Genomic DNA, 23,240 nt, shown 5'->3' with positions numbered 1-23,240 from the left:
CCTTTCCGGCATCGCATTTACAGGAGTTCTCATGAAAGCTGTTCGTTCCACGCTACTGATCGCCGCCGTTGTACTGAGCGGCTGTGCCAGTTCGGGTTCCGGCGCTGACAGCAGCCAGCAGGCAAGCTGGTGGAATCCGCTGACGTATCACTGGTCTTCGGCGCTGCCGTGGAACTGGTTCGGTTCCACGCTGACCGCGACTGAACAGGGTGTGGGTGGGCTAACTGCCTCGACCGCCATGAAAGAGGACGCGATTAAGGACGGACTGAACGGTGACTATACCCTCCGTCAGGGCATGCGCAGCCAGAACGGCCAGGTAATCGCCTTCTGGCAGGCGCTGAATGACGGCAAGGTTAAGCTGGTGGTTTACGGGCAGTCGCAGATCGACCGTATTGAGGTCATGGACAGCGCGATTGCCAGCAGCGACGGCAGCAAAGTGGGTGATGCCTTCAGCAATAAGTTCAGCAAAGCCTTCGACAACTGCTCCTTAGCCAGCGGCACCGATGCGCGTGACGTGGCGTGTCGTGCGCCAGGCAGCCAGCATCTGACCTATGTCTATCATGGCGACTGGCACGGGCCGGAAGGATTGATGCCTTCTGACGATACTCTGAAAAACTGGAAAATCAGCAAGATTGTCTGGCAGCGTTAAGCCTGCCTTATCAGCGCGCCGCCCGTCTGGCGGCCGCTGATCCGCCCAAAATCCCTGCCAGCCCACGCGGCACGCGGTTCTCTCTCCCCATCGGCTTTTGCTGATTTCTGCATAAACTCTGCCGCCGTCTTATGCTTTTTTCGACTTTGAAATCATCAAACGATATATAAAACCGTTACTGGTTTTCACTGAGTTATAAATAAACTGGTGCCTCAGCGGGTGAGATCCGCATCAAACTTTTTCAGGGTGCCAAATGACATTACAAGCGATGAAAAAAATCGTGAGCGGTATCGCGTTGTCGCTGAGCCTGGCCGGCGCAGCCAATGCCACTGAACTGCTTAATAGCTCTTACGATGTGTCGCGGGAGTTGTTTGTCGCCCTGAATGCTCCGTTTGTTAAACAGTGGGATGCCAGCCATCCTGGCGATCCCCTGACCATCAAGATGTCGCACGCCGGTTCATCAAAGCAGGCGTTGGCTATTCTGCAGGGACTGCGCGCGGATGTGGTTACCTATAATCAGGTCACGGATGTGCAGGTGCTGCACGATAAAGGCAACCTGATTGCCGCAGACTGGAAAAGCCGTCTGCCGAACAACAGCTCACCTTTCTACTCCACCATGGCGTTTCTGGTGCGTAAAGGAAATCCAAAGCAGATCCACGACTGGTCAGATTTGACCCGCAGCGATGTGAAGCTGATTTTCCCGAACCCGAAAACCTCCGGTAATGGCCGCTATACCTATCTGGCCGCCTGGGGCGCAGCGGATAAAGCGGACGGCGGCGATCAGGCCAAAACCCAGGCCTTTATGACTCAGTTCCTGAAAAACGTGGAAGTGTTCGACACCGGTGGTCGCGGCGCGACGACGACCTTTGCTGAGCGCGGTCTGGGCGACGTGCTGATTAGCTTTGAGTCGGAAGTGAATAACATCCGCAACCAGTTCGGCAAAGATGAGTATGAAGTCGTGGTGCCGAAAACCAATATTCTGGCGGAGTTTCCGGTGGCGTGGGTGGATAAGAACGTCGCCATCAACAAAACGGCGGATGCGGCCAGCGCATACCTGAACTATCTCTACACGCCTGAAGCGCAGAATATTATTACGCACTACTACTATCGCGTGAACAATCCACAGCTGATGGCCGAACAGAAAGATCGTTTCCCACAGACCAGCCTGTTCCGGGTGGAAGATGCCTTTGGCGGCTGGGACAAAGTGATGAAGACGCATTTCGCCAGCGGCGGTGAGCTTGATAAATTGTTAGCGGCGGGGCGTGGATAATGTTTGCAGCCAGCCAGAAACGTGTGTTGCCCGGCTTTGGTCTCAGCCTCGGCACCAGCCTGCTCTTTACCTGCCTGATTCTGCTGCTGCCGATCAGCGCGGTGATCATGCAGCTGTCGCAGATGACGCTGCAGCAGTACTGGGATGTGGTGACTAACCCTCAGCTGATTGCCGCTTATAAAGTGACGCTGCTCTCTGCCGGTGTCGCCTCTCTGTTTAATGCGGTGTTCGGCATGCTGATGGCCTGGATCCTGACGCGTTATCGCTTTCCGGGCCGGGCACTGCTCGATGGCCTGATGGATCTGCCGTTTGCACTGCCTACGGCGGTAGCGGGTCTGACCCTGGCCGGACTCTTTTCAGTCAACGGCTGGTACGGACAGTGGTTCGCCCATTTCGACATCAAAATTTCCTACACATGGATTGGTATCGCCATTGCGATGGCCTTCACCAGCATTCCGTTTGTGGTGCGTACCGTCCAGCCAGTGCTGGAGGAGTTAGGCCCGGAGTATGAAGAGGCGGCCGAAACGCTGGGTGCCACGCCGTGGCAGAGCTTCCGCCGCGTGGTGCTGCCGGAAGTGGCGCCTGCGCTGCTGGCTGGCACCGCGCTCTCGTTTACCCGCAGCCTGGGTGAGTTTGGTGCGGTGATCTTTATTGCCGGTAACATCGCCTGGAAAACCGAAGTCACCTCGCTGATGATTTTTGTCCGGCTGCAGGAGTTCGACTATCCGGCGGCCAGCGCCATCGCCTCGGTGATCCTGGCGGCCTCGCTGATTCTGTTATTCGCGATTAACACATTACAGAGCCGCTTTGGCCGTCGTCTGGGAGGTCACTAATGGCTGAGGTTTCACAGCTTAATCACGCGGCGCGTCAGCCGGTGAACTGGGGCAAGTGGCTGCTGATTGGTATCGGCACTCTGATCTCGATTCTGCTGCTGGTGGTGCCGATGGCCTCCATCTTCTGGGAAGCGCTGAATCAGGGGCTGATTGTCGCGCTGGGTAATCTGGCCGACCCGGACATGCTGCACGCCATCTGGCTGACCGTGATGGTGGCGCTGATTACCGTTCCGGTGAACCTGGTGTTCGGCACGCTGCTCGCCTGGCTGGTGACGCGCTTTACCTTTCCAGGCCGTCAGCTGCTGCTGACCCTGTTCGATATTCCTTTTGCCGTGTCACCCGTCGTGGCCGGTCTGATGTATCTGCTGTTCTGGGGCGTTAATGGCCCGGCGGGCGGCTGGCTGGATGCGCATAACATCCAGATTATGTTTGCCTGGCCTGGCATGGTGCTGGCGACGGTGTTTGTGACCTGTCCGTTTGTGGTGCGCGAACTGGTCCCGGTGATGCTGAGTCAGGGCAGCCACGAAGATGAAGCGGCGGTGCTGTTAGGCGCTTCCGGCTGGCAGATGTTCCGTCGTGTGACGCTGCCGAACATTCGCTGGGCGCTGCTGTATGGCATCGTCCTGACCAACGCCCGTGCGATTGGTGAATTTGGTGCGGTCTCGGTGGTATCGGGATCGATTCGCGGTGAGACCTACACGCTCCCGCTTCAGGTTGAATTATTGCATCAGGACTACAACACCGTTGGCGCGTTCACCGCAGCCGCCCTGTTAACCCTGATGGCAATCGTAACGCTGTTTCTGAAAAGCATTGTGCAGTGGCGTTTAGAGCAACAGCACAAACGCCTGCAACAGGAGGGAAATCATGAGCATTGAGATTAACAAGATCAACAAGTCCTTTGGTCGCACCTCGGTGCTGAACGATATCTCTCTGGATATTGCCTCGGGTGAAATGGTGGCGCTGCTTGGCCCATCAGGCTCGGGTAAAACCACGCTGCTGCGCATTATTGCCGGGCTGGAGCATCAGAACAGCGGTCAGATCCGTTTTCACGGCAACGATGTCAGCCGCCTGCATGCGCGCGATCGTCAGGTTGGTTTCGTCTTCCAGCACTACGCGCTGTTCCGTCACATGACGGTGTTCGACAACATCGCCTTTGGCCTGACCGTGCTGCCGCGTCGTGAACGTCCTTCAACGGCGGAGATCAAACAGCGTGTAACCCGTCTGCTGGAGATGGTGCAGCTCGCTCATCTGGCGAACCGCTTCCCGGCACAGCTGTCGGGCGGCCAGAAGCAGCGTGTAGCGCTGGCGCGTGCGTTAGCGGTCGAGCCGCAGATTCTGCTGCTGGATGAACCCTTTGGCGCGCTGGATGCGCAGGTTCGTAAAGAGCTGCGCCGCTGGCTGCGTCAGCTGCATGAAGAGATTAAATTCACCAGCGTGTTTGTGACCCACGACCAGGAAGAGGCGATGGAAGTTGCGGATCGCGTGGTGGTGATGAGTCAGGGCAACATCGAACAGGTCGGCACGCCAGATGATGTATGGCGCGATCCGGCGACCCGCTTTGTGCTGGAGTTCCTGGGTGAAGTGAATCGCTTTGATGGCGAAATTCAGGGATCGCAGTTCCACGTTGGCGCGCATCACTGGCCGCTGGGCTATACCTCGGCACATCAGGGCGCGGTTGAGCTGTTCCTGCGTCCGTGGGAAATCGATGTGTCACGCCGCAGCAGCCTCGAAACTCCGCTGCCGGTGCAGGTGCTGGAAGTCAGCCCGCGTGGCCACTTCTGGCAGCTGGTGGTTCAGCCTGCAGGCTGGCAGAGCGAGCCGGTCTCGGTCGTGTTCGAAGGTGAGCAGACGGCCCCGATTCGCGGCGAACGCCTGTTCGTTGGCCTGCAGCAGGCGCGCCTCTATAAAGGCGATACGCCGCTGCGCGCAGTTGCCTTTGCACAGAGCGCCTGATATTTTCTCATCAACAGCGGGCGGGAGTGTGACTCCCGCCTTTTTTTCGCCGCTAGTTTGTAAGATGCCAGGAACATGCACCGTGACGACTCTTGAAAATACCATCGGCAATACCCCGCTGATTAAGTTGCAGCGTCTGACGCCTGCCAACGGCAGTGAGGTCTGGCTCAAGCTGGAAGGCAATAATCCGGCAGGCTCGGTAAAAGATCGCGCGGCCTGGTCGATGATCAATCAGGCGGAACTGCGCGGTGAACTTTCACCCGGCGATCAGCTGATTGAAGCCACCAGCGGCAACACCGGTATTGCGCTGGCAATGATCGCGGCAATGAAAGGCTATCGTCTTCGCCTGCTGATGCCGGACAACATGAGTCAGGAGAGGCAGGACGCGATGCGGGCCTACGGCGCAGAGCTGATTCTGGTGCCGCGAGAGCAGGGCATGGAAGGGGCGCGCGATCTGGCGCAGGCGATGGCGGCGCGTGGTGAAGGTCGGGTGCTGGATCAGTTTAATAATCCCGATAACCCGTTGGGTCACTATCAGACCACCGGGCCGGAGTTATGGCAGCAGTCGAACCAGCGCATGACCCATTTCATCTCCAGCATGGGCACGACGGGCACCATTACCGGCGTAGGTCGTTACCTGAAAGAGCACAACACGGGCGTGCAGGTCATCGGTTTACAGCCGAGCGAAGGCAGCAGCATTCCGGGCATTCGCCGCTGGCCGCTGGCCTATCTGCCGGGGATCTACCGGCCTGATCTGGTCGATGATGTGATGGATATGACGCAGAAAGAAGCGGAAGAGACCATGCGGGCGCTGGCACGCCGCGAAGGCATTTTCTGTGGCGTCAGCTCAGGCGGCGCGGTGGCGGGTGCGCTGCGGATTGCGCAGGCGAATCCAGGCAGCGTGGTGGTGGCGATCGCTTGCGATCGCGGCGATCGTTATCTCTCGACCGGGCTTTATCATCAGTAACCTCTGCTGATGCGAAAATCAGGCCTGTGCGCGCGTTTGCTGCCCACAGGCCTTTTTTTGAGCAAGGATTTCGCGCGCCAGATAGACTGAATCTGTAAGGATCGCGTAAATCAGGCTGCGCGAATGCCCGGCACAGGACAAAATAGCGCCAATTCTGTTGAGAGATAACCATGAAAATTTTGCTTGTTGATGATGATGTCGAATTAGGCACGATGTTAAGTCAGTACCTGATCGCTGAAGGGTTTGATGCGCAGCTGGTTCTGACGGGCAGCGCCGGGATTCAGGGGGCGCTGTCGGGAGAGTTCACCGCCATGATTCTGGACATCATGCTGCCCGACATGAGCGGCATTGATGTGCTGCGTCAGGTGCGCCAGAACAGCCGGATACCGGTGATCATGTTGACCGCCAAAGGCGATAATATCGATCGCGTCATCGGTCTGGAGATGGGCGCGGATGACTATATGCCTAAGCCCTGTTATCCCCGCGAGCTGGTAGCCCGCCTGCGCGCGGTATTGCGACGTTTCGAAGAGCAGGTGCCGCAGCCAGACGCCAAAGAGCCGCTGCGCTGGGGTGAGCTGACGCTGAATCCCGCCACCCGCATGAGCGAATGGCAGGGCCGAACCTTCGATCTGACTGCGTCGGAATTTAATCTGCTGGATCTGCTGCTACGCGCGCCGGACAGAGTGGTATCGAAAGATGAGCTTTCTGAAAAGGGGCTTGGGCGTCCGCGTGAAGCTTATGACCGCAGTGTCGATGTGCATATCAGCAACATCCGCCAGAAGCTCAGCGCGTTAACCGCTGACAGCATCAACATCGAAACCGTTCGCAGCATCGGTTACCGCATTCGATGAGACAGAGTTACCGTGGACGGATGTTCTGGAAGATCTTTATCGGCTTCTGGATCGTTTTTGTCATCATGAGCCAGCTCATCTGGCTCGGCTTCACGCTCTCCGGTAAACGGCACGAACCGCCTGAAATCCTGGCTGTCCGTCGCATTGTGGATCTGCAGATGACCTCTGCCGCGTCGGTGCTGGAGCGGGCCGGGCCTGATGCACTCAATGCGATGCTGTCGGACTGGGATCGCAGCGACCGGCAGTTTTTCCACGTGACGCAGCAGACCAAATCGCCACAATCACAAAACAGCGGTAACCTGGATTACGTGGGCCGCCTTCCTGAAGAGGTGGTGCGCTGGGTTCGCGGTGCCGATGGCAAAGAGTATCAGCTGCGCTACGATTTGGATGGCATGCGTAAAGACAGCACGCATAACATGATGCCGCGCAAATTTCTGAATATCCCTGAGCCGATGTTTGTCTTCGCGGGTTCGGTGGGATTGCTGTTCAGTCTGCTGCTGGCCTGGAACCTGACGCGTCCCATGCGTCAGCTGCGGGAAGGATTCTCCCGCGTGGCTGAAGGCGATTTGAGCGTGCGGCTGTTCCCAATCATGCGTAAGCGCCACGACGAGATCTCAAACGTGGCAGAAGCCTTTGATGCCATGGTCGAGCGGCTGGATACGCTGGTGCGTGCCCGCGAAGAGCTGCTGCACGATATCTCACATGAGCTTCGTTCTCCGCTGGCCCGACTGCAGCTGGCGACCGGCCTGGCCAGACAGACGCCAGAAAGCGTGAATAGCTCCCTTGATCGCATTGATGAAGAAGCGCGGCGGCTGGACAAGATGATCGGTGAACTGCTGACGCTGTCGCGGGCCGAGCATGAAAGCATCCCGGATGAGCAATATTTTGACCTGACCGGTTTGCTGGAGGCGGTGATCACCGATGTCCGCTATGAAGCGCAGATCCCTGGCGTGCAGGTAGAATTTCAGGTCGGGGATCAGGCCGATTACACCGTGCGTGGCAACGCAGAGCTGATACGGCGCGGCGTCGAGAACGTGCTACGCAACGCGCTGCGCTTCTCCCTGCCAGGCCAGCGGATTGAGGTCGATTTGCGTGCAGAGCAGCAGTGGCTGGCGATTCAGGTGCGCGATCAGGGGCCAGGCGTCGATGAGGAGAAACTCTCCAGCATCTTCGATCCGTTTGTGCGGGTGAATTCGCCGCTGATGGGCAAAGGTTATGGCCTGGGACTGGCGATTGTGCGCAAAGTGGTGCTGGCACATCATGGTGAAGTCGAGGCGAGGAACCGGCCGGAAGGCGGGCTTGAACTGACGCTGCGTCTGCCGCACTGGCAGCCCTGAAACGGATACCGCAGAAACGATAACGGCACCCGAGGGTGCCGTTATGTTATAAACGAATGCTTACTTTCTGATGCGAATCACCGGCGTTTCGCCGACGGTGACCTGGCCAGACAGCTTAACCAATTCCTTGATTTCATCCATGTTGGAGATGACAACCGGTGTCAGGGTTGATTTCGCTTTCTCTTCCAGCAACGGCAGATCGAACTCGATAACCACGTCGCCTTTTTTGACCTTCTGGCCTTCTTCAGCGATGCGTTTGAAGCCTTCACCTTTCAGTTCAACCGTATCGATACCGAAATGGACGAACAGCTCAATGCCGTTGTCTGATTCGATCGAAAAAGCGTGATTGGTTTCAAAAATCTTGCCGATAGTGCCATCCACAGGCGCAACCATTTTGTTGCCGCTGGGTTTGATCGCAATACCGTCGCCCACGATTTTCTCTGCAAACACCACATCTGGTACGTCTTCAATGTTCACGATTTCGCCTGACAGAGGCGCTACGATGTCGATTGTCCCAGCGCTATCCGTTTTTTCGCCAAAAAGTTTAGAAAACAAACCCATGATCTTCTCCTAAGCAGTAATTTGGGGCCAGCATCATGCAGATTAGCAGAGCGTCTTTTCCTTAATGAACTTGTTAACCAGGTTCATTAACTCATCCGCAGTCGGTTGAGCCAGTGCCTGCTCTGCCAATGCCTTCGCATCTTCAAAATTAGTATTACGAATGATTTTCTTGATGCCAGGGATAGAAATGGCACTCATGCTGAACTCGTCCAGCCCCATTCCCAGTAACAGTAGTGTAGCACGTTCATCACCTGCCAGCTCACCACACATGCCGGTCCATTTACCTTCAGCGTGAGATGCATCAATGACTTGCTTGATTAAGTTAAGCACAGACGGCGACATTGGGTTGTACAGGTGCGAGATCAAATCATTACCACGATCAACCGCCAGAGTATACTGCGTCAGATCGTTTGTCCCAATACTGAAGAAGTCGACTTCCTTCGCAAGATGATGCGCAATCACCGCTGAAGCCGGGGTTTCCACCATGATGCCGACTTCGATGCTTTCATCGAAGGCTTTCCCTTCTTCACGCAACTGCGCTTTCAGCAGTTCCAGTTCCGCTTTCAGGCTGCGAACTTCTTCAACCGAAATGATCATCGGGAACATGATGCGCAGTTTACCGAAGGAGGAGGCGCGCAGGATGGCACGCAGCTGTGCATGCAGAATCTCTTTGCGGTCCATGGCGATACGGATCGCGCGCCAGCCGAGGAACGGGTTCTCTTCTTTCGGCAGGTTCATGTAAGGCAGATCTTTGTCACCGCCGATGTCCATGGTACGCACGATAACGGCCTGTGAGCCCATCGCTTCAGCAACGGCTTTGTACGCCTGGAACTGCTCTTCTTCGCTTGGCAGAGAGTCACGGTCCATGAACAGGAATTCGGTACGGTAGAGGCCCACGCCTTCCGCACCGTTACGCTCAGCACCGGCGATATCGCGCACGGTACCAATGTTGGCGCAGACTTCAACCTGATGACCATCCAGCGTGACGGCCGGCAGATCTTTCAGCTTGGCTAATTCGTGTTTTTCCGACAGATACTGGTTCTGTACGGCTTTCAGCTCTTCCTGAAGCGCTTCGGAAGGATTGACGTGAATCGCGTTGTTAACGCCATCCAGGATCAGGAAATCGCCGTTTTTAACCGTGACGGTCACATTGCCGGTGCCGACAATGGCTGGGATTTCCAGCGAGCGCGCCATGATTGAGGTATGTGAGGTACGGCCACCCAGATCGGTGATAAAGCCCAGCACCTTTTTCAGGTTCAGCTGTGCAGTTTCTGACGGCGTTAAATCTTTAGCCACCAGAATGGATTCGTCCGGAATCGCGCTCAGGTCAACGATGTGCAGCCCGAGGATGTTTTGCAGCAGACGCTTACCGATGTCACGCACGTCAGCCGCACGCTCTTTCAGATATTCGTCATCTAACTCTTCCAGGGCTTTCGCCTGGCCATCAATGACAGAGTTGGCAGCAGCATCGGCAGAAGCGTGATCTTTTTTAATCAGATCGATGATTTCCTGCTCCAGCTCTTCATCTTCCAGCAACATAATGTGGCCTTCGAAGATTGATGCTTTCTCTTCACCGAGGGTTTCAGCTGCTTTGACGCGAATCGCTTCCAGTTGTAATGCCGCTTTGCTACGGCCATCGAGGAAGCGCTGAACTTCCTGCTCAACCTGGTCATCAGAAATTTTCTTACGGTTGATGACGATCTCGTCTTCTTTCAGCAGCAGTGCTTTGCCGAAAGCGATACCTGGTGATGCTAAAATGCCTGAAATCATAACGCTACCTTTTAATCACGATGGCTGATGGGACTCTATGCGGTGCCATTGTCGCGGGACACGTACTCTACGAAAGCAATAACGCGGACAGATTGTCCGCGATCAAGATGTTTGCACTCAATGGCGCAGAGGAGTCGATTGGCTGGCGAACTGAGTGGAGATTACTCCAGTTCAGCCATCAGTTTGACCAGATGCTCAACTGCTTTCTGCTCGTCTTCACCTTCCGCGGAAAGGGTCACAACCGTTCCCTGGGTTAAACCCAGTGTCTGCAGCTTGAACAGGCTTTTTGCGCTCGCTGATTTACCGTTAGAGGTCACGGTAATTTCTGACTGGAAAGCTTTGGCTTCTTTTACGAATTGCGCAGCTGGGCGAGTATGCAGACCGTTTGGTGCAGTAATGGTAACTTCTTGCTGGAACATTCTATTTCCCCAACGTTATCAGGATGAGTGTTATGGATCTAAAGTCTAGCCTGGAGCCTTCACTTTAGCCTGTGTAGGTGCGCGGGTATAGCTTCATGCTGACCAAAGACGCGCATGCGTCAAATCTACAATCCGTTGCGTCTCAAAACCGATTCTACACGTCACCGGTTAATTATGCCGTGATTCGCCGTTTCACTGAATCCGTAAATCGATTCAGCTTGATCCACTTCAAGCGCGGATTAATTTCAGGCATCGAAATAATTGGCAGTCTGAATACCAGATCGGCGTCACTGAAATCAATCTGCCGGGTGATGAAAGTGAGATCTGCACCACAAAAAAGCACCCGTGCGGGTGCTTTTTTCTCCATTTTCAGACTATCTGCCTCTGCTACTGCAGCTCTTTTTCAGTGAAGAGATCGGCGAACAGGGCGGTGCTCAGATAACGTTCACCGGAGGAGGGCAGAATCACCACGATGTTTTTGTTGGCGAAGGTTTCGTCTTCCTGCAGCTTCAGCGCGGCGGCGACGGCAGCACCGGATGAGATACCGGCCAGAATACCTTCTTCTTCCATCAGCCTGCGCGCTGTGCTGATCGCTTCTTCGTTGGTGATAGCCACCACGCGGTCAACCAGATTCAGCTCCAGGTTGCCCGGAATAAAACCGGCACCGATACCCTGAATTTTGTGTGGGCCAGGTTTGATCTCTTCACCCGCCAGTGCCTGAGCAATCACCGGTGAATCAGTCGGCTCAACCGCGACCGTAATCAGATCTTTCTTGCCTTTGGTGTTTTTGATGTAGCGGCTCACGCCAGTCAGCGTACCGCCGGTGCCGACGCCGGCAATAAACACATCCACTTCACCATCGGTGTCTTCCCAGATTTCCGGGCCGGTCGTCTTTTCGTGGATTTCCGGGTTAGCCGGGTTGCTGAACTGCTGCAGCAGCACATATTTGTCCGGATCGCTGGCGACAATCTCTTCCGCTTTGCCGATGGCGCCTTTCATGCCTTTAGCGCCTTCAGTAAGCACCAGCTTCGCGCCCAGCGCTTTCAGCAATTTACGGCGCTCCACTGACATGGTTTCCGGCATGGTCAGCGTGAGTTTATAACCGCGCGCAGCGGCAACGTAGGCCAGGGCGATACCGGTGTTACCGCTGGTCGGTTCAACCAGTTCGATGCCTGGTTTCAGAATACCGCGTTTCTCTGCGTCCCAAATCATATTGGCACCGATACGGCATTTAATGCTGAAGCTCGGGTTACGGGATTCAACTTTCGCAAGAATGCGGCCGTTACCGATGCGGTTCAGTCGAACCAGCGGCGTATGACCAATTGTCAGAGAGTTGTCTTCATAGATCTTACTCATAGCCTGCCCTTAACTGTATGAATTATTGGGATCCCTATGAGCATACCTGTTCTGCCTGGGGGCGGAAGGAAAGAAATCGTATATCTATATGTCCCCCGGCAATAAGCCCTGCAAAAAAGAGCATAAGGCGCGCTGAACAGTTTAACGCACCTCACTGCGGGCCAGCTGTGGCCGGTAGCGATCAACCCACATGGCGGTGGCACCGCAGACGGCAACCGGCATGATGACCAGGTTCAGAATCGGAATCATGGTGAACAGGCTGGTGAGCGCGCCGAACTGCATATTAGCCGTTTTGTGTCGACGCAGGGCGTTACGCATCTGCTGAAAGGGCACTTTGTGGTTATCGAACGGATAGTCGCAATACTGAATGGATAACATCCAGGCGCTGAACAGGAACCACAGTACCGGGGCAACCGTCTGACCAAAACCAGGGATAAAGTAGAGCAGCAGCAGTCCCAGCGCGCGGGGCAGGTAATAGCCCAGTTTTTGCATCTCGCGCTTCATGATGCGCGGCACATCTTTAATCATTCCCGCCCAGCCGCTATCGGGCAGAGGCTTACCGGTCAGGCGGCCTTCGAGTTGCTCGGCCAGCAGGCCGCAAAAAGGGGCGGCAATCAGGTTTGCCAGCGTCGAGAAGAAGTAGCTAAACACCAGTACAATCGCAATCACCGACAGCGGCCATAACAGATAGCTCAGCCACTGCAGCCAGTCAGGAATATGGGCCATCAGGCGCGGGATCCAGTCACCAAGCCGATAGAACAGCCAGACGAACGCGCCGCCCAGCATGATGATGTTGATCAGCAGTGGCATTACCACAAAGCGGCGAATGCCAGGCAGACGGACCAGTTTCCAGCCCTGGCTAAAGTAGTGCATGCCGTTAAAATTTGAGACGGAATTCTCAATGGCCATAAAGCCAATTCTCCTGAAGGTGTCAAGGCGCGCTCACTATAACCTGGCTTTTTCTCCAGGCCAGGTGCCGTTTGGGTAAAAAAACAGCGAAAAAGCGTGGGTTGCCTATCTTATTTGTCAGAAAATACTGCACAGACTTGCACTTGTGTAGCAGGGCAAATACAGTTAGAGGATAAAGTTTGCCGCGGTGGCAAGGTATTGGAACAACAGAGAATACAATGATGCAGGATTTGCGTCTGATATTAATCGTTGTTGGCGCGATCGCCATTATAGCGCTCCTTCTTCACGGGCTGTGGACCAGCCGTAAAGAGCGTTCGTCAGTGTTCCGCGATCGCCCGCACAAACGTCTAAAACAACGTGATGAACATGATGAGCAGGACCTGATTGACGACGAAGATGACGGCGTCGGCGAGGTTCGTGTTCGTTCTGAGCGCAACGTCCATCAGGAACCGCGTTTCGATGAGATCCGCGAGCCACAGCCAGAAGCGCCGCGTAAGCAAGCGCCCGCTGAGCCTGTGCGTCAGCCTGCGCCACGACCCGCACCGCAACCCGAAACTGACAACGACCCGCTTTTCAATACGGCACCCAAGTCTGCTCCGCAGTCGCGCCCTGAACCGGTTCGTCAGCAGCCCGCGCCGACTTTTGTCGCGCCACCCGTTCAGGCCGACCCGCTGCTGGATCTCGATCCACTGGAATCCGTACAACCTGCACCGCAGTACCAGGCCGAACCTGAGCCGCAGCCACAACCTGAAGTGACACCGGCTCCTGCGCCAGAACAGCCTGCGGCTAAAGCGCCAGCGGAAAAGCCGAAAGAAGCGGTGCTGGTGTTACATGTTGCTGCCCATTCGGGCGGTGAACTGAACGGTGAGGCATTGCTGCAGGGGATTCTGCAGGCGGGCTTCCAGTTTGGTGAAATGAACATTTTCCATCGTCATCTCAGTCCGGCTGGCAGCGGTCCGGTTCTGTTCAGTCTGGCTAACATGGTTAAGCCTGGCTCGTTCAACCCTGACCTGATGACCGATTTCAGCACGCCTGGCATCTCTATCTTTATGATGGTCCCTTCGTATGGCGATGCGAATCAGAACTTCAAGCTGATGCTGCAGTCAGCACAGCGTATCGCTGACGATGTTGGCGGCGTGGTGCTGGATGATGAGCGTCGCATGATGACGCCACAGAAGCTGGAAACCTACAAAGCGCGTATCCGCGATGTGGTTGGCGTCTGAGACCTGCGCTAACCGCTATCTGAATTGTTAAAACAAACCCCCGCCTGTCGGGGGTTTTTTATCTGATGGGGCTTTATGAAATCCGTCCAGGATCACATCACCGAACTGCGCACCACGTTGCGCCATCACGAATATCTCTATCACGTCATGGATGCGCCGGAAGTGCCGGATGCTGAATACGATCGCCTGATGCGTGAACTGCGTCAGCTGGAAGAAGAACATCCCGATCTCATTACGCCGGACTCGCCGACACAACGCGTGGGTGCTGCACCGCTGACGGTCTTTGAGCAGGTGCGCCATGAAGTCCCGATGCTCTCACTGGACAACGCCTTTGATGAAGCCACGTTTCTGGCCTTCAACAAGCGGGTACAGGATCGACTGAAAAGCAGTGAGGACATTACCTACTGCTGTGAGCTCAAGCTCGATGGCGCTGCGGTCAGCCTGATGTATGAAAATGGCCTGCTGGTCCGGGCAGCCACGCGGGGTGACGGCACGACCGGCGAGAATATTACCGCCAACGTCCGTACCATTCGCGCTATCCCGCTGCGGCTCAAAGGCGACAACATTCCTGCCCGACTGGAAGTGCGCGGCGAAGTGTTTATGACCCAGCGCGGCTTCGAAAAGCTGAATGAAGAAGCGCGCCGCACGGATGGCAAAGTCTTTGCTAACCCGCGTAACGCAGCGGCGGGTTCTCTGCGTCAGCTTGATCCGCGCATTACTGCGAAACGTCCGCTGACCTTCTTCTGCTACGGTTTTGGCCTGCTGGAAGGCGGTGAGATGCCGCACAGTCATATGGGGCGTCTGCAACAGTTCAAAGCCTGGGGCCTGCCGGTCAGCGACCGCATTAAGCTGGTGCACAACGCGGAAGAAGCGCTGGCCTTCTACCGTGATATTGAGCAACAGCGCCCGAACCTGGGTTTTGATATTGATGGTGTGGTGATCAAAGTCGACTCACAGGCTCTGCAGGAGCAACTGGGCTTTGTAGCGCGTGCGCCGCGCTGGGCGATTGCCTTTAAATTCCCGGCACAGGAACAGCTGACCTGGGTGCGGGACGTCGAATTTCAGGTTGGGCGAACGGGCGCTATCACGCCGGTAGCGCGCCTTGAGCCGGTACAGGTCGCAGGCGTGATTGTCAGTAATGCCACGCTGCATAATGCGGATGAAATCGAGCGGCTGGGATTACGCATCGGAGATCGTGTGGTGATTCGCCGCGCTGGTGATGTCATCCCTCAGGTGGTCAATGTGGTGATTGCTGAGCGCCCTGAAGAGACGCGTGAAATTCTGTTCCCGGCTCATTGTCCGGTCTGCGGTTCAGAGGTTGAGCGGGTCGAAGGCGAGTCGGTCACGCGCTGTACCGGCGGTCTGATCTGCGGCGCGCAGCGCAAAGAGGCCCTGAAGCATTTTGTCTCGCGTCGGGCGCTGGATGTCGATGGCATGGGCGATAAGATTATCGACCAGCTGGTGGAGAAAGAGTACGTCAATACGCCTGCCGATCTGTTCCGTCTCACGGCGGGCAAGCTGACCGGGCTGGATCGTATGGGGCCGAAATCGGCGCAAAATATTGTCGACGCGCTGGAGAAAGCGAAGTCGACCACGCTGGCGCGTTTCCTCTATGCGCTGGGTATTCGTGAAGTCGGTGAAGCGACCGCCGCCAATCTGGCTAACCATTTCGGTGAGCTGCAGAAGGTGATGGATGCCGACCTTGAAGCGCTCATTGCTGTGCCGGATGTCGGCAAAGTCGTTGCCGCGCACGTGCGCAACTTCATGGAAGAGGAGAGTAATCGTGAGGTTATCCGCCAGTTGACTGAAGAGATTGGCATTCACTGGCCGCAGGTGGTAGTGGTGAAAGCCGAAGAGATCGACAGTCCGTTCGCCGGAAAAACCGTGGTGCTGACCGGCTCGCTGTCACAGATGAACCGCGATGATGCTAAAGCGCAGCTGAACGCGCTGGGCGCAAAAGTCAGCGGCAGCGTATCGAAGAAAACCGATCTGCTGATCGCCGGTGAAGCGGCCGGTTCTAAGCTGGCAAAAGCACAGGAACTGGGTATAGAAGTGATTGATGAAGCGGAAATGATCCGTCTGCTGGGTGCCAGAAATGGATGAACATCAGCTGGTGGCGATAGCCAATACGCCTATGCCGTTTGGCAAATATAAAGGGCGGATGCTGATCGATCTGCCCGAGCCTTATCTGCTGTGGTTTGCCCGCAGTGGCGACTTCCCGTCCGGGTTGCTGGGAGATTTGATGCAGCTGACCCTGACGATAAAAATAGAAGGTCTGGAGGGATTAGTTAAACCGCTCCAGACCCGCAAGTAAAAGTGCCCGCGCAAGCGGGCAACGGTTTTACTTCTGTGACTCCATCACCGAATCTTTAACCTTCAGAGTCTGCTGTTTCTCATTGGTCTTCTTGTAGCGTCCGGCAATAAACGAGCAGACCATCAACTGAACCTGATGGAAAATCATCAGCGGCAGTACAATGATCCCCACGGTACTGGCCGGGAAGAGAATGTTCGCCATCGGCACGCCATTCGCCAGACTCTTCTTCGAACCACAAAACAGCACCACAATCTCATCGGCGCGTTTAAAGCGGAACAGGCGCGAGGCCAGCAGGTTGATAATCAGCACGGCGGTCAGCAGGATGATGGAACCCGCCACAATCCACAGCAGCGTAATCAGGCCAACACGATGCCAGATGCCGTTCACCACCGCTTCACTAAAGGCGGAATAGACCACCAGCAGAATCGAGGTCTGGTCAGTTTTACCAATCAGGCTGCGATGTTTCTCAATCCAGCCACCGATCCAGCGACGTGACAGGTGACCCAGAATGAAAGGCACCATCAGTTGCAGCATAATCTTACCAATCTGCTCCAGGCCATCACTCGGCGCGCTGCTGTGAATATCCATCACCAGGTTCACCAGCAGCGGCGAAATAAACACACCCAGCAGGCTCGACGCCGAGGCGCTGCATACCGCTGCCGCGACATTACCGCCCGCCATTGAGGTAAACGCGATGGCGGACTGAACGGTAGCAGGCAGGATACAGAGATAGATAAAGCCGGTATAAATTTCCGGGCCGACATCGACCGGATGCCACCAGACCAGCAGCAGACCCAGCGCCGGAAACAGCACGAAGGTGCTGAACATAATCCACAGATGCAGCTGCCAGTGACTGCTGCCTGCAATGATCTTTTCGCGCGAAAGTTTGGCACCGTGCATAAAGAACAACAGCGCTATCGCTGCCGTCGCGAGGTAGCTGAAGATATCGACGTAGATCCCTTTCGCTGGCAGGAAGGAGGCCAGCAGCACGGTGATGATGAGTTTAACCATCATCGGATCAAGCTTTAAAAATCCCATTGTTAAAATCCGGTAAATTTTTCAATAGCGCGATTGTGCGATAAGTAGTTTTAGAAATAAAATTGATTTATTGAATTAATCTATGAGCGCAATCGATGAATTACACCCTGCGTCAGCTTCGTACCTTTATTGCGGTGGCCCACTACGGTGGTTTCAGTCAGGCGGGGCAGGCGATAGGGCTGAGTCAGTCGGCGGTCAGTCACAGCATTAAAGAGCTGGAGGCGGAAACCGGCGTGCGGTTGCTGGATCGCACCACGCGTGAGGTGATGCTGACCGAGGCAGGCAAACAGCTGGCGTCACGCATGGAGCGCCTGCTGGAGGAGATTCATACCACGTTGCTGGATATCCGCAGTTTCGGCGAGCAGCGCAGTGGCACCGTCAGAGTCGCCGCCAGCCAGACTATTTCCGCGCATCTGATGCCGCAATGCCTGGCCGCCAGTCAGCACCATTTTCCCGATATCAAAGTGATACTGCACGATCGCGCCCAGCAGTGGGTACTGCAAAGCGTGCGTAATGCCGAGGTCGATTTCGGGATTGTAATTGGGCCGCTCAGCGACAGCGATTTCGACAGCATCGCGATTCTGGATGAGCCGTTCCTGCTGCTATGCCGCGATGATGATCCGCTGGCGAAGGTGGAGAGGGCAGAATGGTCGATGCTGGATGGCCGAACCATGGTATTGCAGGATTACGCCTCTGGCAGTCGGGTACTGATCGATGCGGCGATGCAGCAGCAGAATATCAGGGCTGAAGTGGTGCAGGAGATTGGTCATCCGGCCACGCTGTTTCCGATGGTGCAGGTAGGGATTGGCATCAGTATTCTGCCCGCGCTGGCCTTACCGCTACCGGCGGACCGCGCCCTCACGGTGCGGCGTCTCTATCCGGAAATCAATCGCAGCCTGACGCTGATCAAACGCAAAAACCGCTCGCTCACACCGGCAGCCGAGGCGATCTGGCAGGAGGTGCGCCAGCAGGCAACGCTGCTGGCGCAACAACGCGAAGCCAGGCCCGCGTTTTAGATATAGACGTCAACTTTGTTGGTATCGGTAGGGCGGTTAATGCCGTCCGCTTTGTTTTCACTGACAGGCGTGCTGTCACTTTTTGGCTGATCCTGCTCCGCCTGCTTCTGTTCCAGCTGAGCAATCTGCGCCTGTAGCATGGTGATTTGTGACTGGTACATCTGCTGCATTTCAGACTTCTGCTGGTCAGTCAGTTCTTTGTTGTCGGCCAGCTCTTTGACCTGAGTTAACACATTCTGAATCTGTTTATTCAGCGCAGAGACCTGCGAGGCCACACTGCCGCCGCCGCTATCACCGCCACTGACCGCACTGCTTAAAATTCCGGAAATTGAAGACATCATTTTCTCCCTGTAAGTGGTCACATACGTTATCGGCACGCTGCGAAACGACTTGAGAGCGCAGAGTGTTAAGGTTTCGAAAAGGCGGGAGCTTATTTTAGAAGCCAATGTCCTGTGCAGCAGAAACGAAAAAAGCGCCCAAAAGGCGCTTTATTCTGAATTGGTGGGTCGTGCAGGATAGCCTCGGCCCATTGTGGGCCTCGCCCTCCGGGTGATGCTGTCGCATCAGCCTGAATCGCCTGGCGATTCAGTCGAACCTGCAGCAGGTTCTCATCCTGCACAGTGAAGTCCGTGCCCCGGAAACGAAAAAAGCGCCCAAAAGGCGCTTTATTCTGAATTGGTGGGTCGTGCAGGATTCGAACCTGCGACCAATTGATTAAAAGTCAACTGCTCTACCAACTGAGCTAACGACCCGAAGTGGTGGGTGATGACGGGTTCGAACCGCCGACCCCCTCCTTGTAAGGGAGATGCTCTACCAACTGAGCTAATCACCCACTTCGTACTTCACTACTACTTTAACAGGCTGGATATGGTGGGTGATGACGGGTTCGAACCGCCGACCCCCTCCTTGTAAGGGAGATGCTCTACCAACTGAGCTAATCACCCATATCTTCATACCTGTTCACTGCGGGCAACACTCTTTAGAGTGGTGGGTGATGACGGGTTCGAACCGCCGACCCCCTCCTTGTAAGGGAGATGCTCTACCAACTGAGCTAATCACCCCCGCTGTGTGGAGTCGCATTATAGGGATAGTTGATTTTGAGTCAACGCTTTTTAAAACATAAATGTGCGTTCGGTTTATTTTTAAACATCCTGTCGCGCTTTTAGCCAATGCGCTGGTTTTACTGGCAGAAAAGCCGCTTTTCCCGGGGAGCAACCGGCGGGCATGCATTGAGGATTCACTGTCAGATGCTAGAATGTGCCCACTGTTTTTTCGCGTCTAACCTGTTTTTTGTCATCCAGACAGAGAACCCGCGCATCTAAGGCAATACTCAATGAAAATCAAAACACGCTTCGCGCCCAGCCCGACCGGCTATCTGCATGTCGGTGGCGCCCGTACCGCGCTTTACTCCTGGCTCTTTGCCCGTCACAACAAGGGCGAGTTCGTGCTGCGTATTGAAGATACCGATCTGGAGCGCTCCACGCCGGAAGCTATCGAAGCCATCATGGATGGCATGAACTGGCTCAGCCTCGACTGGAACGAAGGCCCTTACTACCAGACTAAACGTTTTGATCGCTACAACGCGGTCATTGATGAAATGCTGGAAGCGGGCACCGCCTATAAATGCTACTGCTCTAAAGAGCGCCTGGAAGCGCTGCGTGAAGAGCAGATGGCGAACAACGAAAAGCCGCGTTACGACGGACGCTGCCGTGACAGCCATGAACATCATGCCGATGATGAGCCGTGCGTGGTGCGTTTCCGCAATCCGCAGGAAGGTTCGGTGATCTTTGACGACCAGATCCGTGGCCCGATCGAGTTCAGCAACCAGGAACTGGATGATCTGATCATCCGCCGCACCGATGGTTCGCCAACTTACAACTTCTGCGTCGTCGTCGATGACTGGGATATGGGCATCACCCATGTTATCCGCGGTGAAGACCACATCAACAACACACCACGTCAGATCAACATCCTCAAAGCGATTGGCGCAGAGGTTCCGGTTTATGCCCACGTTTCAATGATCCTGGGCGATGACGGCAAAAAGCTCTCCAAGCGCCATGGCGCAGTAGGGGTGATGCAGTATCGTGATGATGGCTACCTGCCGGAAGCGCTGCTCAACTACCTGGTTCGCCTGGGCTGGTCACATGGCGATCAGGAAATCTTCAGCGTGCCGGAAATGGCTGAGCTGTTTACCCTGGATGCCGTCAGTAAATCTGCCAGTGCGTTCAATACTGAAAAACTGCAGTGGCTGAACCATCACTACATCACCACGCTGCCGCCAGAATATGTGGCGACACATCTGCAGTGGCATATTGAAGAGCAGAAAATTGATACCCGTACCGGTCCGGAACTGGCGAAGCTGGTGGGTCTGCTGGGCGATCGCTGCAAAACGCTGAAAGAGATGGCGGCATCCTGTCGCTACTTCTATGAAGACTTTGCTGAGTTTGATGCGGATGCGGCGAAGAAACATCTTCGTCCGGTTGCGCGTCAGCCGCTGGAACTTGTGCGCGATAAGCTGGCCGCGATCACTGACTGGACCGCTGAAAACGTACATCAGGCTATTCAGAGCACCGCAGATGAGCTTGAAGTCGGAATGGGCAAAGTGGGCATGCCGCTGCGTGTGGCCGTGACCGGTGCCGGTCAGTCACCGGGTCTGGATGTCACAGTCGAAGCGATTGGCCGCAGTCGCAGTGTGGCGCGTATCGAAAAGGCTCTAGCCTTTATCAGTGAGCGCGAAGCCCAGGCTTAATAAACTCAGCCGGAAGCGTCATGCTTCCGGTTTCTTTACTCTTCACCGATTCCCAGCCGCTCCAGCACGCCTTTAATTCCTTCGCGTAAGATTAATGCGGTGAACTGATCCTGTTCGTCCTGACTCATTTGCTGGATGGAACTTATCAATAACGCAGGTAACGAATTCGCTACTGCACCATAGGTTGCTGCGGGTTCGTTGAGATTGCGGGTCGACTGAATAAAGCTTTTTACGCGCTCATCAATATGAATCAGACGCGCCTTGCCGCCCTGAACACCGGGCTTTGGCGTGGTTGTCCAGTTCTCCCGCTTAATCCATTTATTCACCGTTTGCCGACTGTAACCCGTTTCTGCAGCCAGTTCTTCGGGGGTGAGCCATTCCTTTTTCACGATGCTGTCCCTGTTAAATACATTAGCGGTACATATTACAGCAAAACGTAACGGTGAAAAGTAACTGAAGCTGAAATTGCCTTTTGTCTGATGACAAAAGGCAAAACAGAATTACTGCGGATTACTGGCGGGTTCAGCGGCAGGGCGGTAGGCCAGGAAGTAAGCGAGGCCGACGAAGACAGCGCCACCTACGGCATTGCCCAGGAAGACGGCAACGAAGTTAGGGAAGTACTCTGCCCAGCTCATCTGACCGGCAAAAATGGCAGCCGGGATAATAAACATGTTGGCGACAACGTGCTGGAAGCCGATAGCAACAAACGCCATCACCGGGAACCACATGCCGAAGATCTTGCCGACCATATCTTTACTGGCAAATGCCAGCCAGACCGCCAGACAAACCAGCCAGTTACAGCCCACGCCTGAAATAAAGGCGTGCAGGAAATCGGCGTGGACTTTTGCAGAGGCGATAGCCACGGTCTTCTTCAGGTAATCGCCTTCAGTCATGCCCAGCATATGGCCAAAGAACCACGCGACAGCCACGCTGCCCAGGAAGTTTGCCAGGGTCACCCAGAACCAGTTACGCACTACGCTCATAAAGCTGATGCGACGGGCGAACCAGGCCACCGGTAAGGTCATCATATTGCCGGTCAGCAGCTCGCCACCCGCCAGCACAGTCATAATGATACCCACCGGGAAGACGGCAGCACCTAACAGGCCACTAAAAGAGCCCCATTCAGCGGGCAGGGAGTTAATAACATGAAGATCCAGCAGGAAGCCGGTCGCAATAAATGCGCCCGCCATAAAGCCGAGAATCAGAAGGATGCTGACAGGCGAACGGCTTTTAGCCACGCCTGACTGGATCGCCAGTTGTGCGATTTCTTTAGGTGTATGCAGCGACATAGTATCTCAATAGTTTTTTTATGATTAATGGGGACGATTACGCCTGGTGGACGCGCGGCGCGCGGGGAGAGGGTCCCGGCAGCCACTAAATTAGCGGGCTAAGTTTTGCATGCGAAAAAGACGAAGACAAGAAAATTCCTATAACATATTTAACCGTGAATTAACCTGACGGCAGCCTGAATAACAGTTAAAAAACGGTCCTGCCTGTTCAGACACGATTTTCACCTGCAGCATGCTGCTGAAACTTCGCAGGTTGCCGCCTTTTTCAGCGATCAAACAGAGAATGTCATTTTGCCGTTGACACCCTGGAGGGGGTTTCATATTATGCCGTCCGTCGCTTAACGCGACAGTTTTTCGGTTCGGGGCTATAGCTCAGCTGGGAGAGCGCCTGCATGGCATGCAGGAGGTCAGCGGTTCGATCCCGCTTAGCTCCACCAAACTTCCTCCCAAAAGTTTGGCACTGAAAAACGATTCCAGATGTGGGGGTATAGCTCAGCTGGGAGAGCGCTTGCATGGCATGCAAGAGGTCAGCGGTTCGATCCCGCTTATCTCCACCATTTTCTGACACGTCTATTTTCTGACACGTTGTTGTCAAAATCCTTTCTGATTTATCTTTCATTCGCCTTTTTCTGCGAATCTAAATTCATTGCGATTTACATCACGCTGCTGCGTACGCTATTTACTGGCAAGACCTTCTGTGACGCCTCCAGCGCCCCTGGCGGGACATCGTGCTGTC

At 55.2% G+C, this 23,240-nt stretch carries 23 protein-coding genes, 6 tRNA genes and 1 other RNA gene; 15 read left to right on the top strand and 15 right to left on the bottom strand.

What is annotated here, in order from left to right; translation table 11 throughout:
* Nucleotides 1-31 precede the first annotated feature (31 nt).
* The 8 genes from ACN1CO_RS09880 to ACN1CO_RS09845 all read left to right on the top strand — a co-directional run bounded on the left by ACN1CO_RS09880 (nt 32) and on the right by ACN1CO_RS09845 (nt 7,860).
* Complete coding sequence (locus tag ACN1CO_RS09880; protein ID WP_419138786.1) at nt 32-649, top strand: RpoE-regulated lipoprotein; 618 nt, start codon at nt 32-34, stop codon at nt 647-649.
* A 253-nt stretch (nt 650-902) separates the two neighbouring features.
* Nucleotides 903-1,919, top strand: a complete 1,017-nt coding sequence (locus ACN1CO_RS09875) for a sulfate ABC transporter substrate-binding protein (protein WP_419138785.1) — start codon at nt 903-905, stop codon at nt 1,917-1,919.
* Nucleotides 1,919-2,752, top strand: a complete 834-nt coding sequence (gene cysT, locus ACN1CO_RS09870; RefSeq protein ID WP_090958872.1) for a sulfate/thiosulfate ABC transporter permease CysT — start codon at nt 1,919-1,921, stop codon at nt 2,750-2,752. Before ACN1CO_RS09875 ends, cysT begins: the two co-directional genes overlap by 1 nt.
* Nucleotides 2,752-3,627, top strand: a complete 876-nt coding sequence (gene cysW / locus ACN1CO_RS09865; RefSeq protein ID WP_419138784.1) for a sulfate/thiosulfate ABC transporter permease CysW — start codon at nt 2,752-2,754, stop codon at nt 3,625-3,627. Before cysT ends, cysW begins: the two co-directional genes overlap by 1 nt.
* The gene (cysA, locus tag ACN1CO_RS09860; RefSeq protein WP_419138783.1) at nt 3,617-4,705 is read left to right on the top strand and encodes a sulfate/thiosulfate ABC transporter ATP-binding protein CysA; all 1,089 of its coding nucleotides are present in this window, start codon (nt 3,617-3,619) and stop codon (nt 4,703-4,705) included. Before cysW ends, cysA begins: the two co-directional genes overlap by 11 nt.
* An 82-nt stretch (nt 4,706-4,787) precedes the next feature.
* A complete protein-coding gene (gene cysM / locus ACN1CO_RS09855; protein ID WP_419138782.1) occupies nt 4,788-5,672 on the top strand; it encodes a cysteine synthase CysM in 885 nt (294 codons plus the stop codon).
* Nucleotides 5,673-5,842: 170 nt separating this feature from the next.
* Nucleotides 5,843-6,523: a response regulator transcription factor gene (locus ACN1CO_RS09850; protein WP_283547370.1), complete on the top strand. Its 681-nt coding sequence runs from the start codon at nt 5,843-5,845 to the stop codon at nt 6,521-6,523.
* On the top strand, nt 6,520-7,860 hold the full coding sequence (locus tag ACN1CO_RS09845) for an ATP-binding protein (RefSeq protein ID WP_419138781.1): 1,341 nt from the start codon (nt 6,520-6,522) through the stop codon (nt 7,858-7,860). Before ACN1CO_RS09850 ends, ACN1CO_RS09845 begins: the two co-directional genes overlap by 4 nt.
* A gap of 60 nt (nt 7,861-7,920) precedes the next feature.
* Here ACN1CO_RS09845 and crr read toward each other — a convergent pair whose 3' ends face one another.
* The 6 genes from crr to cysZ form a co-directional block, all read right to left on the bottom strand.
* On the bottom strand, nt 7,921-8,421 hold the full coding sequence (gene crr / locus ACN1CO_RS09840) for a PTS glucose transporter subunit IIA (protein ID WP_090958889.1): 501 nt from the start codon (nt 8,419-8,421) through the stop codon (nt 7,921-7,923).
* Nucleotides 8,422-8,463: 42 nt separating this feature from the next.
* The gene (gene ptsI, locus ACN1CO_RS09835) at nt 8,464-10,191 is read right to left on the bottom strand and encodes a phosphoenolpyruvate-protein phosphotransferase PtsI (RefSeq protein WP_419138780.1); all 1,728 of its coding nucleotides are present in this window, start codon (nt 10,189-10,191) and stop codon (nt 8,464-8,466) included.
* 161 nt (nt 10,192-10,352) lie between these two features.
* Nucleotides 10,353-10,610, bottom strand: coding sequence for a phosphocarrier protein Hpr (ptsH, locus tag ACN1CO_RS09830; protein WP_003848868.1), 258 nt, complete (start codon nt 10,608-10,610; stop codon nt 10,353-10,355).
* Between the two features lie 172 nt (nt 10,611-10,782).
* Nucleotides 10,783-10,977 carry a hypothetical protein gene (locus ACN1CO_RS09825; protein ID WP_419138779.1) on the bottom strand — a complete coding sequence of 65 codons (195 nt, stop codon included), beginning with the start codon at nt 10,975-10,977 and terminating at the stop codon, nt 10,783-10,785.
* A gap of 20 nt (nt 10,978-10,997) precedes the next feature.
* Nucleotides 10,998-11,966, bottom strand: a complete 969-nt coding sequence (gene cysK / locus ACN1CO_RS09820) for a cysteine synthase A (protein ID WP_033733457.1) — start codon at nt 11,964-11,966, stop codon at nt 10,998-11,000.
* A gap of 141 nt (nt 11,967-12,107) precedes the next feature.
* On the bottom strand, nt 12,108-12,875 hold the full coding sequence (gene cysZ / locus ACN1CO_RS09815; RefSeq protein ID WP_419138778.1) for a sulfate transporter CysZ: 768 nt from the start codon (nt 12,873-12,875) through the stop codon (nt 12,108-12,110).
* Between the two features lie 218 nt (nt 12,876-13,093).
* Here cysZ and zipA point away from each other — a divergent pair, with 218 nt between their 5' ends.
* From zipA to ACN1CO_RS09800, 3 genes are all read left to right on the top strand, one after another.
* A complete protein-coding gene (gene zipA / locus ACN1CO_RS09810; RefSeq protein ID WP_419138777.1) occupies nt 13,094-14,098 on the top strand; it encodes a cell division protein ZipA in 1,005 nt (334 codons plus the stop codon).
* Between the two features lie 75 nt (nt 14,099-14,173).
* A complete protein-coding gene (ligA, locus tag ACN1CO_RS09805) occupies nt 14,174-16,201 on the top strand; it encodes an NAD-dependent DNA ligase LigA (RefSeq protein ID WP_419138776.1) in 2,028 nt (675 codons plus the stop codon).
* Nucleotides 16,194-16,412, top strand: coding sequence for a DUF3820 family protein (locus ACN1CO_RS09800; RefSeq protein ID WP_003848878.1), 219 nt, complete (start codon nt 16,194-16,196; stop codon nt 16,410-16,412). The genes ligA and ACN1CO_RS09800 overlap by 8 nt, the downstream gene beginning before the upstream one ends.
* Before the next feature lie 27 nt (nt 16,413-16,439).
* Here the strand turns inward: ACN1CO_RS09800 and ACN1CO_RS09795 are convergent, their stop codons facing one another.
* Nucleotides 16,440-17,450 carry a bile acid:sodium symporter family protein gene (locus ACN1CO_RS09795; protein ID WP_419138775.1) on the bottom strand — a complete coding sequence of 337 codons (1,011 nt, stop codon included), beginning with the start codon at nt 17,448-17,450 and terminating at the stop codon, nt 16,440-16,442.
* Between the two features lie 95 nt (nt 17,451-17,545).
* Here ACN1CO_RS09795 and ACN1CO_RS09790 point away from each other — a divergent pair, with 95 nt between their 5' ends.
* Nucleotides 17,546-18,466: a LysR family transcriptional regulator gene (locus tag ACN1CO_RS09790; RefSeq protein ID WP_419138774.1), complete on the top strand. Its 921-nt coding sequence runs from the start codon at nt 17,546-17,548 to the stop codon at nt 18,464-18,466.
* Here the strand turns inward: ACN1CO_RS09790 and ACN1CO_RS09785 are convergent.
* The 6 genes from ACN1CO_RS09785 to ACN1CO_RS09760 form a co-directional block, all read right to left on the bottom strand.
* Nucleotides 18,463-18,804 (bottom strand): FlxA-like family protein, encoded by a 342-nt coding sequence (locus ACN1CO_RS09785; RefSeq protein ID WP_419139012.1) that lies wholly within the window; start codon nt 18,802-18,804, stop codon nt 18,463-18,465. The two genes, ACN1CO_RS09790 and ACN1CO_RS09785, sit on opposite strands and share 4 nt — an antisense overlap.
* Before the next feature lie 161 nt (nt 18,805-18,965).
* Nucleotides 18,966-19,099: non-coding RNA, RtT sRNA (locus tag ACN1CO_RS09780), on the bottom strand.
* A gap of 43 nt (nt 19,100-19,142) precedes the next feature.
* Nucleotides 19,143-19,218: transfer RNA gene (locus tag ACN1CO_RS09775), tRNA-Lys, on the bottom strand.
* A gap of 4 nt (nt 19,219-19,222) precedes the next feature.
* Nucleotides 19,223-19,298 (bottom strand) — tRNA-Val (locus ACN1CO_RS09770).
* Between the two features lie 36 nt (nt 19,299-19,334).
* Nucleotides 19,335-19,410: transfer RNA gene (locus tag ACN1CO_RS09765), tRNA-Val, on the bottom strand.
* Between the two features lie 41 nt (nt 19,411-19,451).
* Nucleotides 19,452-19,527, bottom strand: a tRNA-Val gene (locus tag ACN1CO_RS09760).
* Nucleotides 19,528-19,799: 272 nt separating this feature from the next.
* Here ACN1CO_RS09760 and gltX point away from each other — a divergent pair.
* Nucleotides 19,800-21,215, top strand: coding sequence for a glutamate--tRNA ligase (gltX, locus tag ACN1CO_RS09755; protein WP_419138773.1), 1,416 nt, complete (start codon nt 19,800-19,802; stop codon nt 21,213-21,215).
* Nucleotides 21,216-21,250: 35 nt separating this feature from the next.
* Here the strand turns inward: gltX and ACN1CO_RS09750 are convergent, their stop codons facing one another.
* Together ACN1CO_RS09750 and ACN1CO_RS09745 are read right to left on the bottom strand one after the other, a co-directional pair.
* The gene (locus ACN1CO_RS09750; RefSeq protein WP_419138772.1) at nt 21,251-21,604 is read right to left on the bottom strand and encodes a YfeC-like transcriptional regulator; all 354 of its coding nucleotides are present in this window, start codon (nt 21,602-21,604) and stop codon (nt 21,251-21,253) included.
* Between the two features lie 111 nt (nt 21,605-21,715).
* Entirely contained in the window at nt 21,716-22,504 is a 789-nt protein-coding gene (locus ACN1CO_RS09745) for a formate/nitrite transporter family protein (RefSeq protein ID WP_419138771.1), read from the bottom strand.
* Nucleotides 22,505-22,865: 361 nt separating this feature from the next.
* On the opposite strand from ACN1CO_RS09745, the gene ACN1CO_RS09740 reads away from it, so the two are divergent.
* Nucleotides 22,866-22,941 (top strand) — tRNA-Ala (locus ACN1CO_RS09740).
* Nucleotides 22,942-22,985: 44 nt separating this feature from the next.
* Nucleotides 22,986-23,061: transfer RNA gene (locus ACN1CO_RS09735), tRNA-Ala, on the top strand.
* The last annotated feature ends 179 nt before the right edge of the window (nt 23,062-23,240 follow it).

This window comes from Pantoea sp. R13S299 (genome assembly GCF_048515925.1).
Taxonomy (GTDB): Bacteria; Pseudomonadota; Gammaproteobacteria; order Enterobacterales; family Enterobacteriaceae; genus Pantoea.
The sequence above is the reverse complement of the archived record's forward strand: the minus strand, read 5'-3'. Positions and strand labels throughout refer to the sequence as shown.

Excerpts from the sequence above, each read along its gene's own strand:
- ACN1CO_RS09880 (WP_419138786.1), top strand. The coding sequence starts at position 32 with ATGAAAGCTGTTCGTTCCACGCTACTGATCGCCGCCGTTGTACTGAGC.
- ACN1CO_RS09875 (WP_419138785.1), top strand. The coding sequence starts at position 903 with ATGACATTACAAGCGATGAAAAAAATCGTGAGCGGTATCGCGTTGTCG.
- cysT (WP_090958872.1), top strand. The coding sequence starts at position 1,919 with ATGTTTGCAGCCAGCCAGAAACGTGTGTTGCCCGGCTTTGGTCTCAGC.
- cysW (WP_419138784.1), top strand. The coding sequence starts at position 2,752 with ATGGCTGAGGTTTCACAGCTTAATCACGCGGCGCGTCAGCCGGTGAAC.
- cysA (WP_419138783.1), top strand. The coding sequence starts at position 3,617 with ATGAGCATTGAGATTAACAAGATCAACAAGTCCTTTGGTCGCACCTCG.
- ACN1CO_RS09850 (WP_283547370.1), top strand. The coding sequence starts at position 5,843 with ATGAAAATTTTGCTTGTTGATGATGATGTCGAATTAGGCACGATGTTA.
- ACN1CO_RS09845 (WP_419138781.1), top strand. The coding sequence starts at position 6,520 with ATGAGACAGAGTTACCGTGGACGGATGTTCTGGAAGATCTTTATCGGC.
- crr (WP_090958889.1), bottom strand. The coding sequence starts at position 8,421 with ATGGGTTTGTTTTCTAAACTTTTTGGCGAAAAAACGGATAGCGCTGGG.
- ptsI (WP_419138780.1), bottom strand. The coding sequence starts at position 10,191 with ATGATTTCAGGCATTTTAGCATCACCAGGTATCGCTTTCGGCAAAGCA.
- ptsH (WP_003848868.1), bottom strand. The coding sequence starts at position 10,610 with ATGTTCCAGCAAGAAGTTACCATTACTGCACCAAACGGTCTGCATACT.
- ACN1CO_RS09825 (WP_419138779.1), bottom strand. The coding sequence starts at position 10,977 with ATGGAGAAAAAAGCACCCGCACGGGTGCTTTTTTGTGGTGCAGATCTC.
- cysK (WP_033733457.1), bottom strand. The coding sequence starts at position 11,966 with ATGAGTAAGATCTATGAAGACAACTCTCTGACAATTGGTCATACGCCG.
- cysZ (WP_419138778.1), bottom strand. The coding sequence starts at position 12,875 with ATGGCCATTGAGAATTCCGTCTCAAATTTTAACGGCATGCACTACTTT.
- zipA (WP_419138777.1), top strand. The coding sequence starts at position 13,094 with ATGATGCAGGATTTGCGTCTGATATTAATCGTTGTTGGCGCGATCGCC.
- ligA (WP_419138776.1), top strand. The coding sequence starts at position 14,174 with ATGAAATCCGTCCAGGATCACATCACCGAACTGCGCACCACGTTGCGC.
- ACN1CO_RS09800 (WP_003848878.1), top strand. The coding sequence starts at position 16,194 with ATGGATGAACATCAGCTGGTGGCGATAGCCAATACGCCTATGCCGTTT.
- ACN1CO_RS09795 (WP_419138775.1), bottom strand. The coding sequence starts at position 17,450 with ATGGGATTTTTAAAGCTTGATCCGATGATGGTTAAACTCATCATCACC.
- ACN1CO_RS09790 (WP_419138774.1), top strand. The coding sequence starts at position 17,546 with ATGAATTACACCCTGCGTCAGCTTCGTACCTTTATTGCGGTGGCCCAC.
- ACN1CO_RS09785 (WP_419139012.1), bottom strand. The coding sequence starts at position 18,804 with ATGTCTTCAATTTCCGGAATTTTAAGCAGTGCGGTCAGTGGCGGTGAT.
- gltX (WP_419138773.1), top strand. The coding sequence starts at position 19,800 with ATGAAAATCAAAACACGCTTCGCGCCCAGCCCGACCGGCTATCTGCAT.
- ACN1CO_RS09745 (WP_419138771.1), bottom strand. The coding sequence starts at position 22,504 with ATGTCGCTGCATACACCTAAAGAAATCGCACAACTGGCGATCCAGTCA.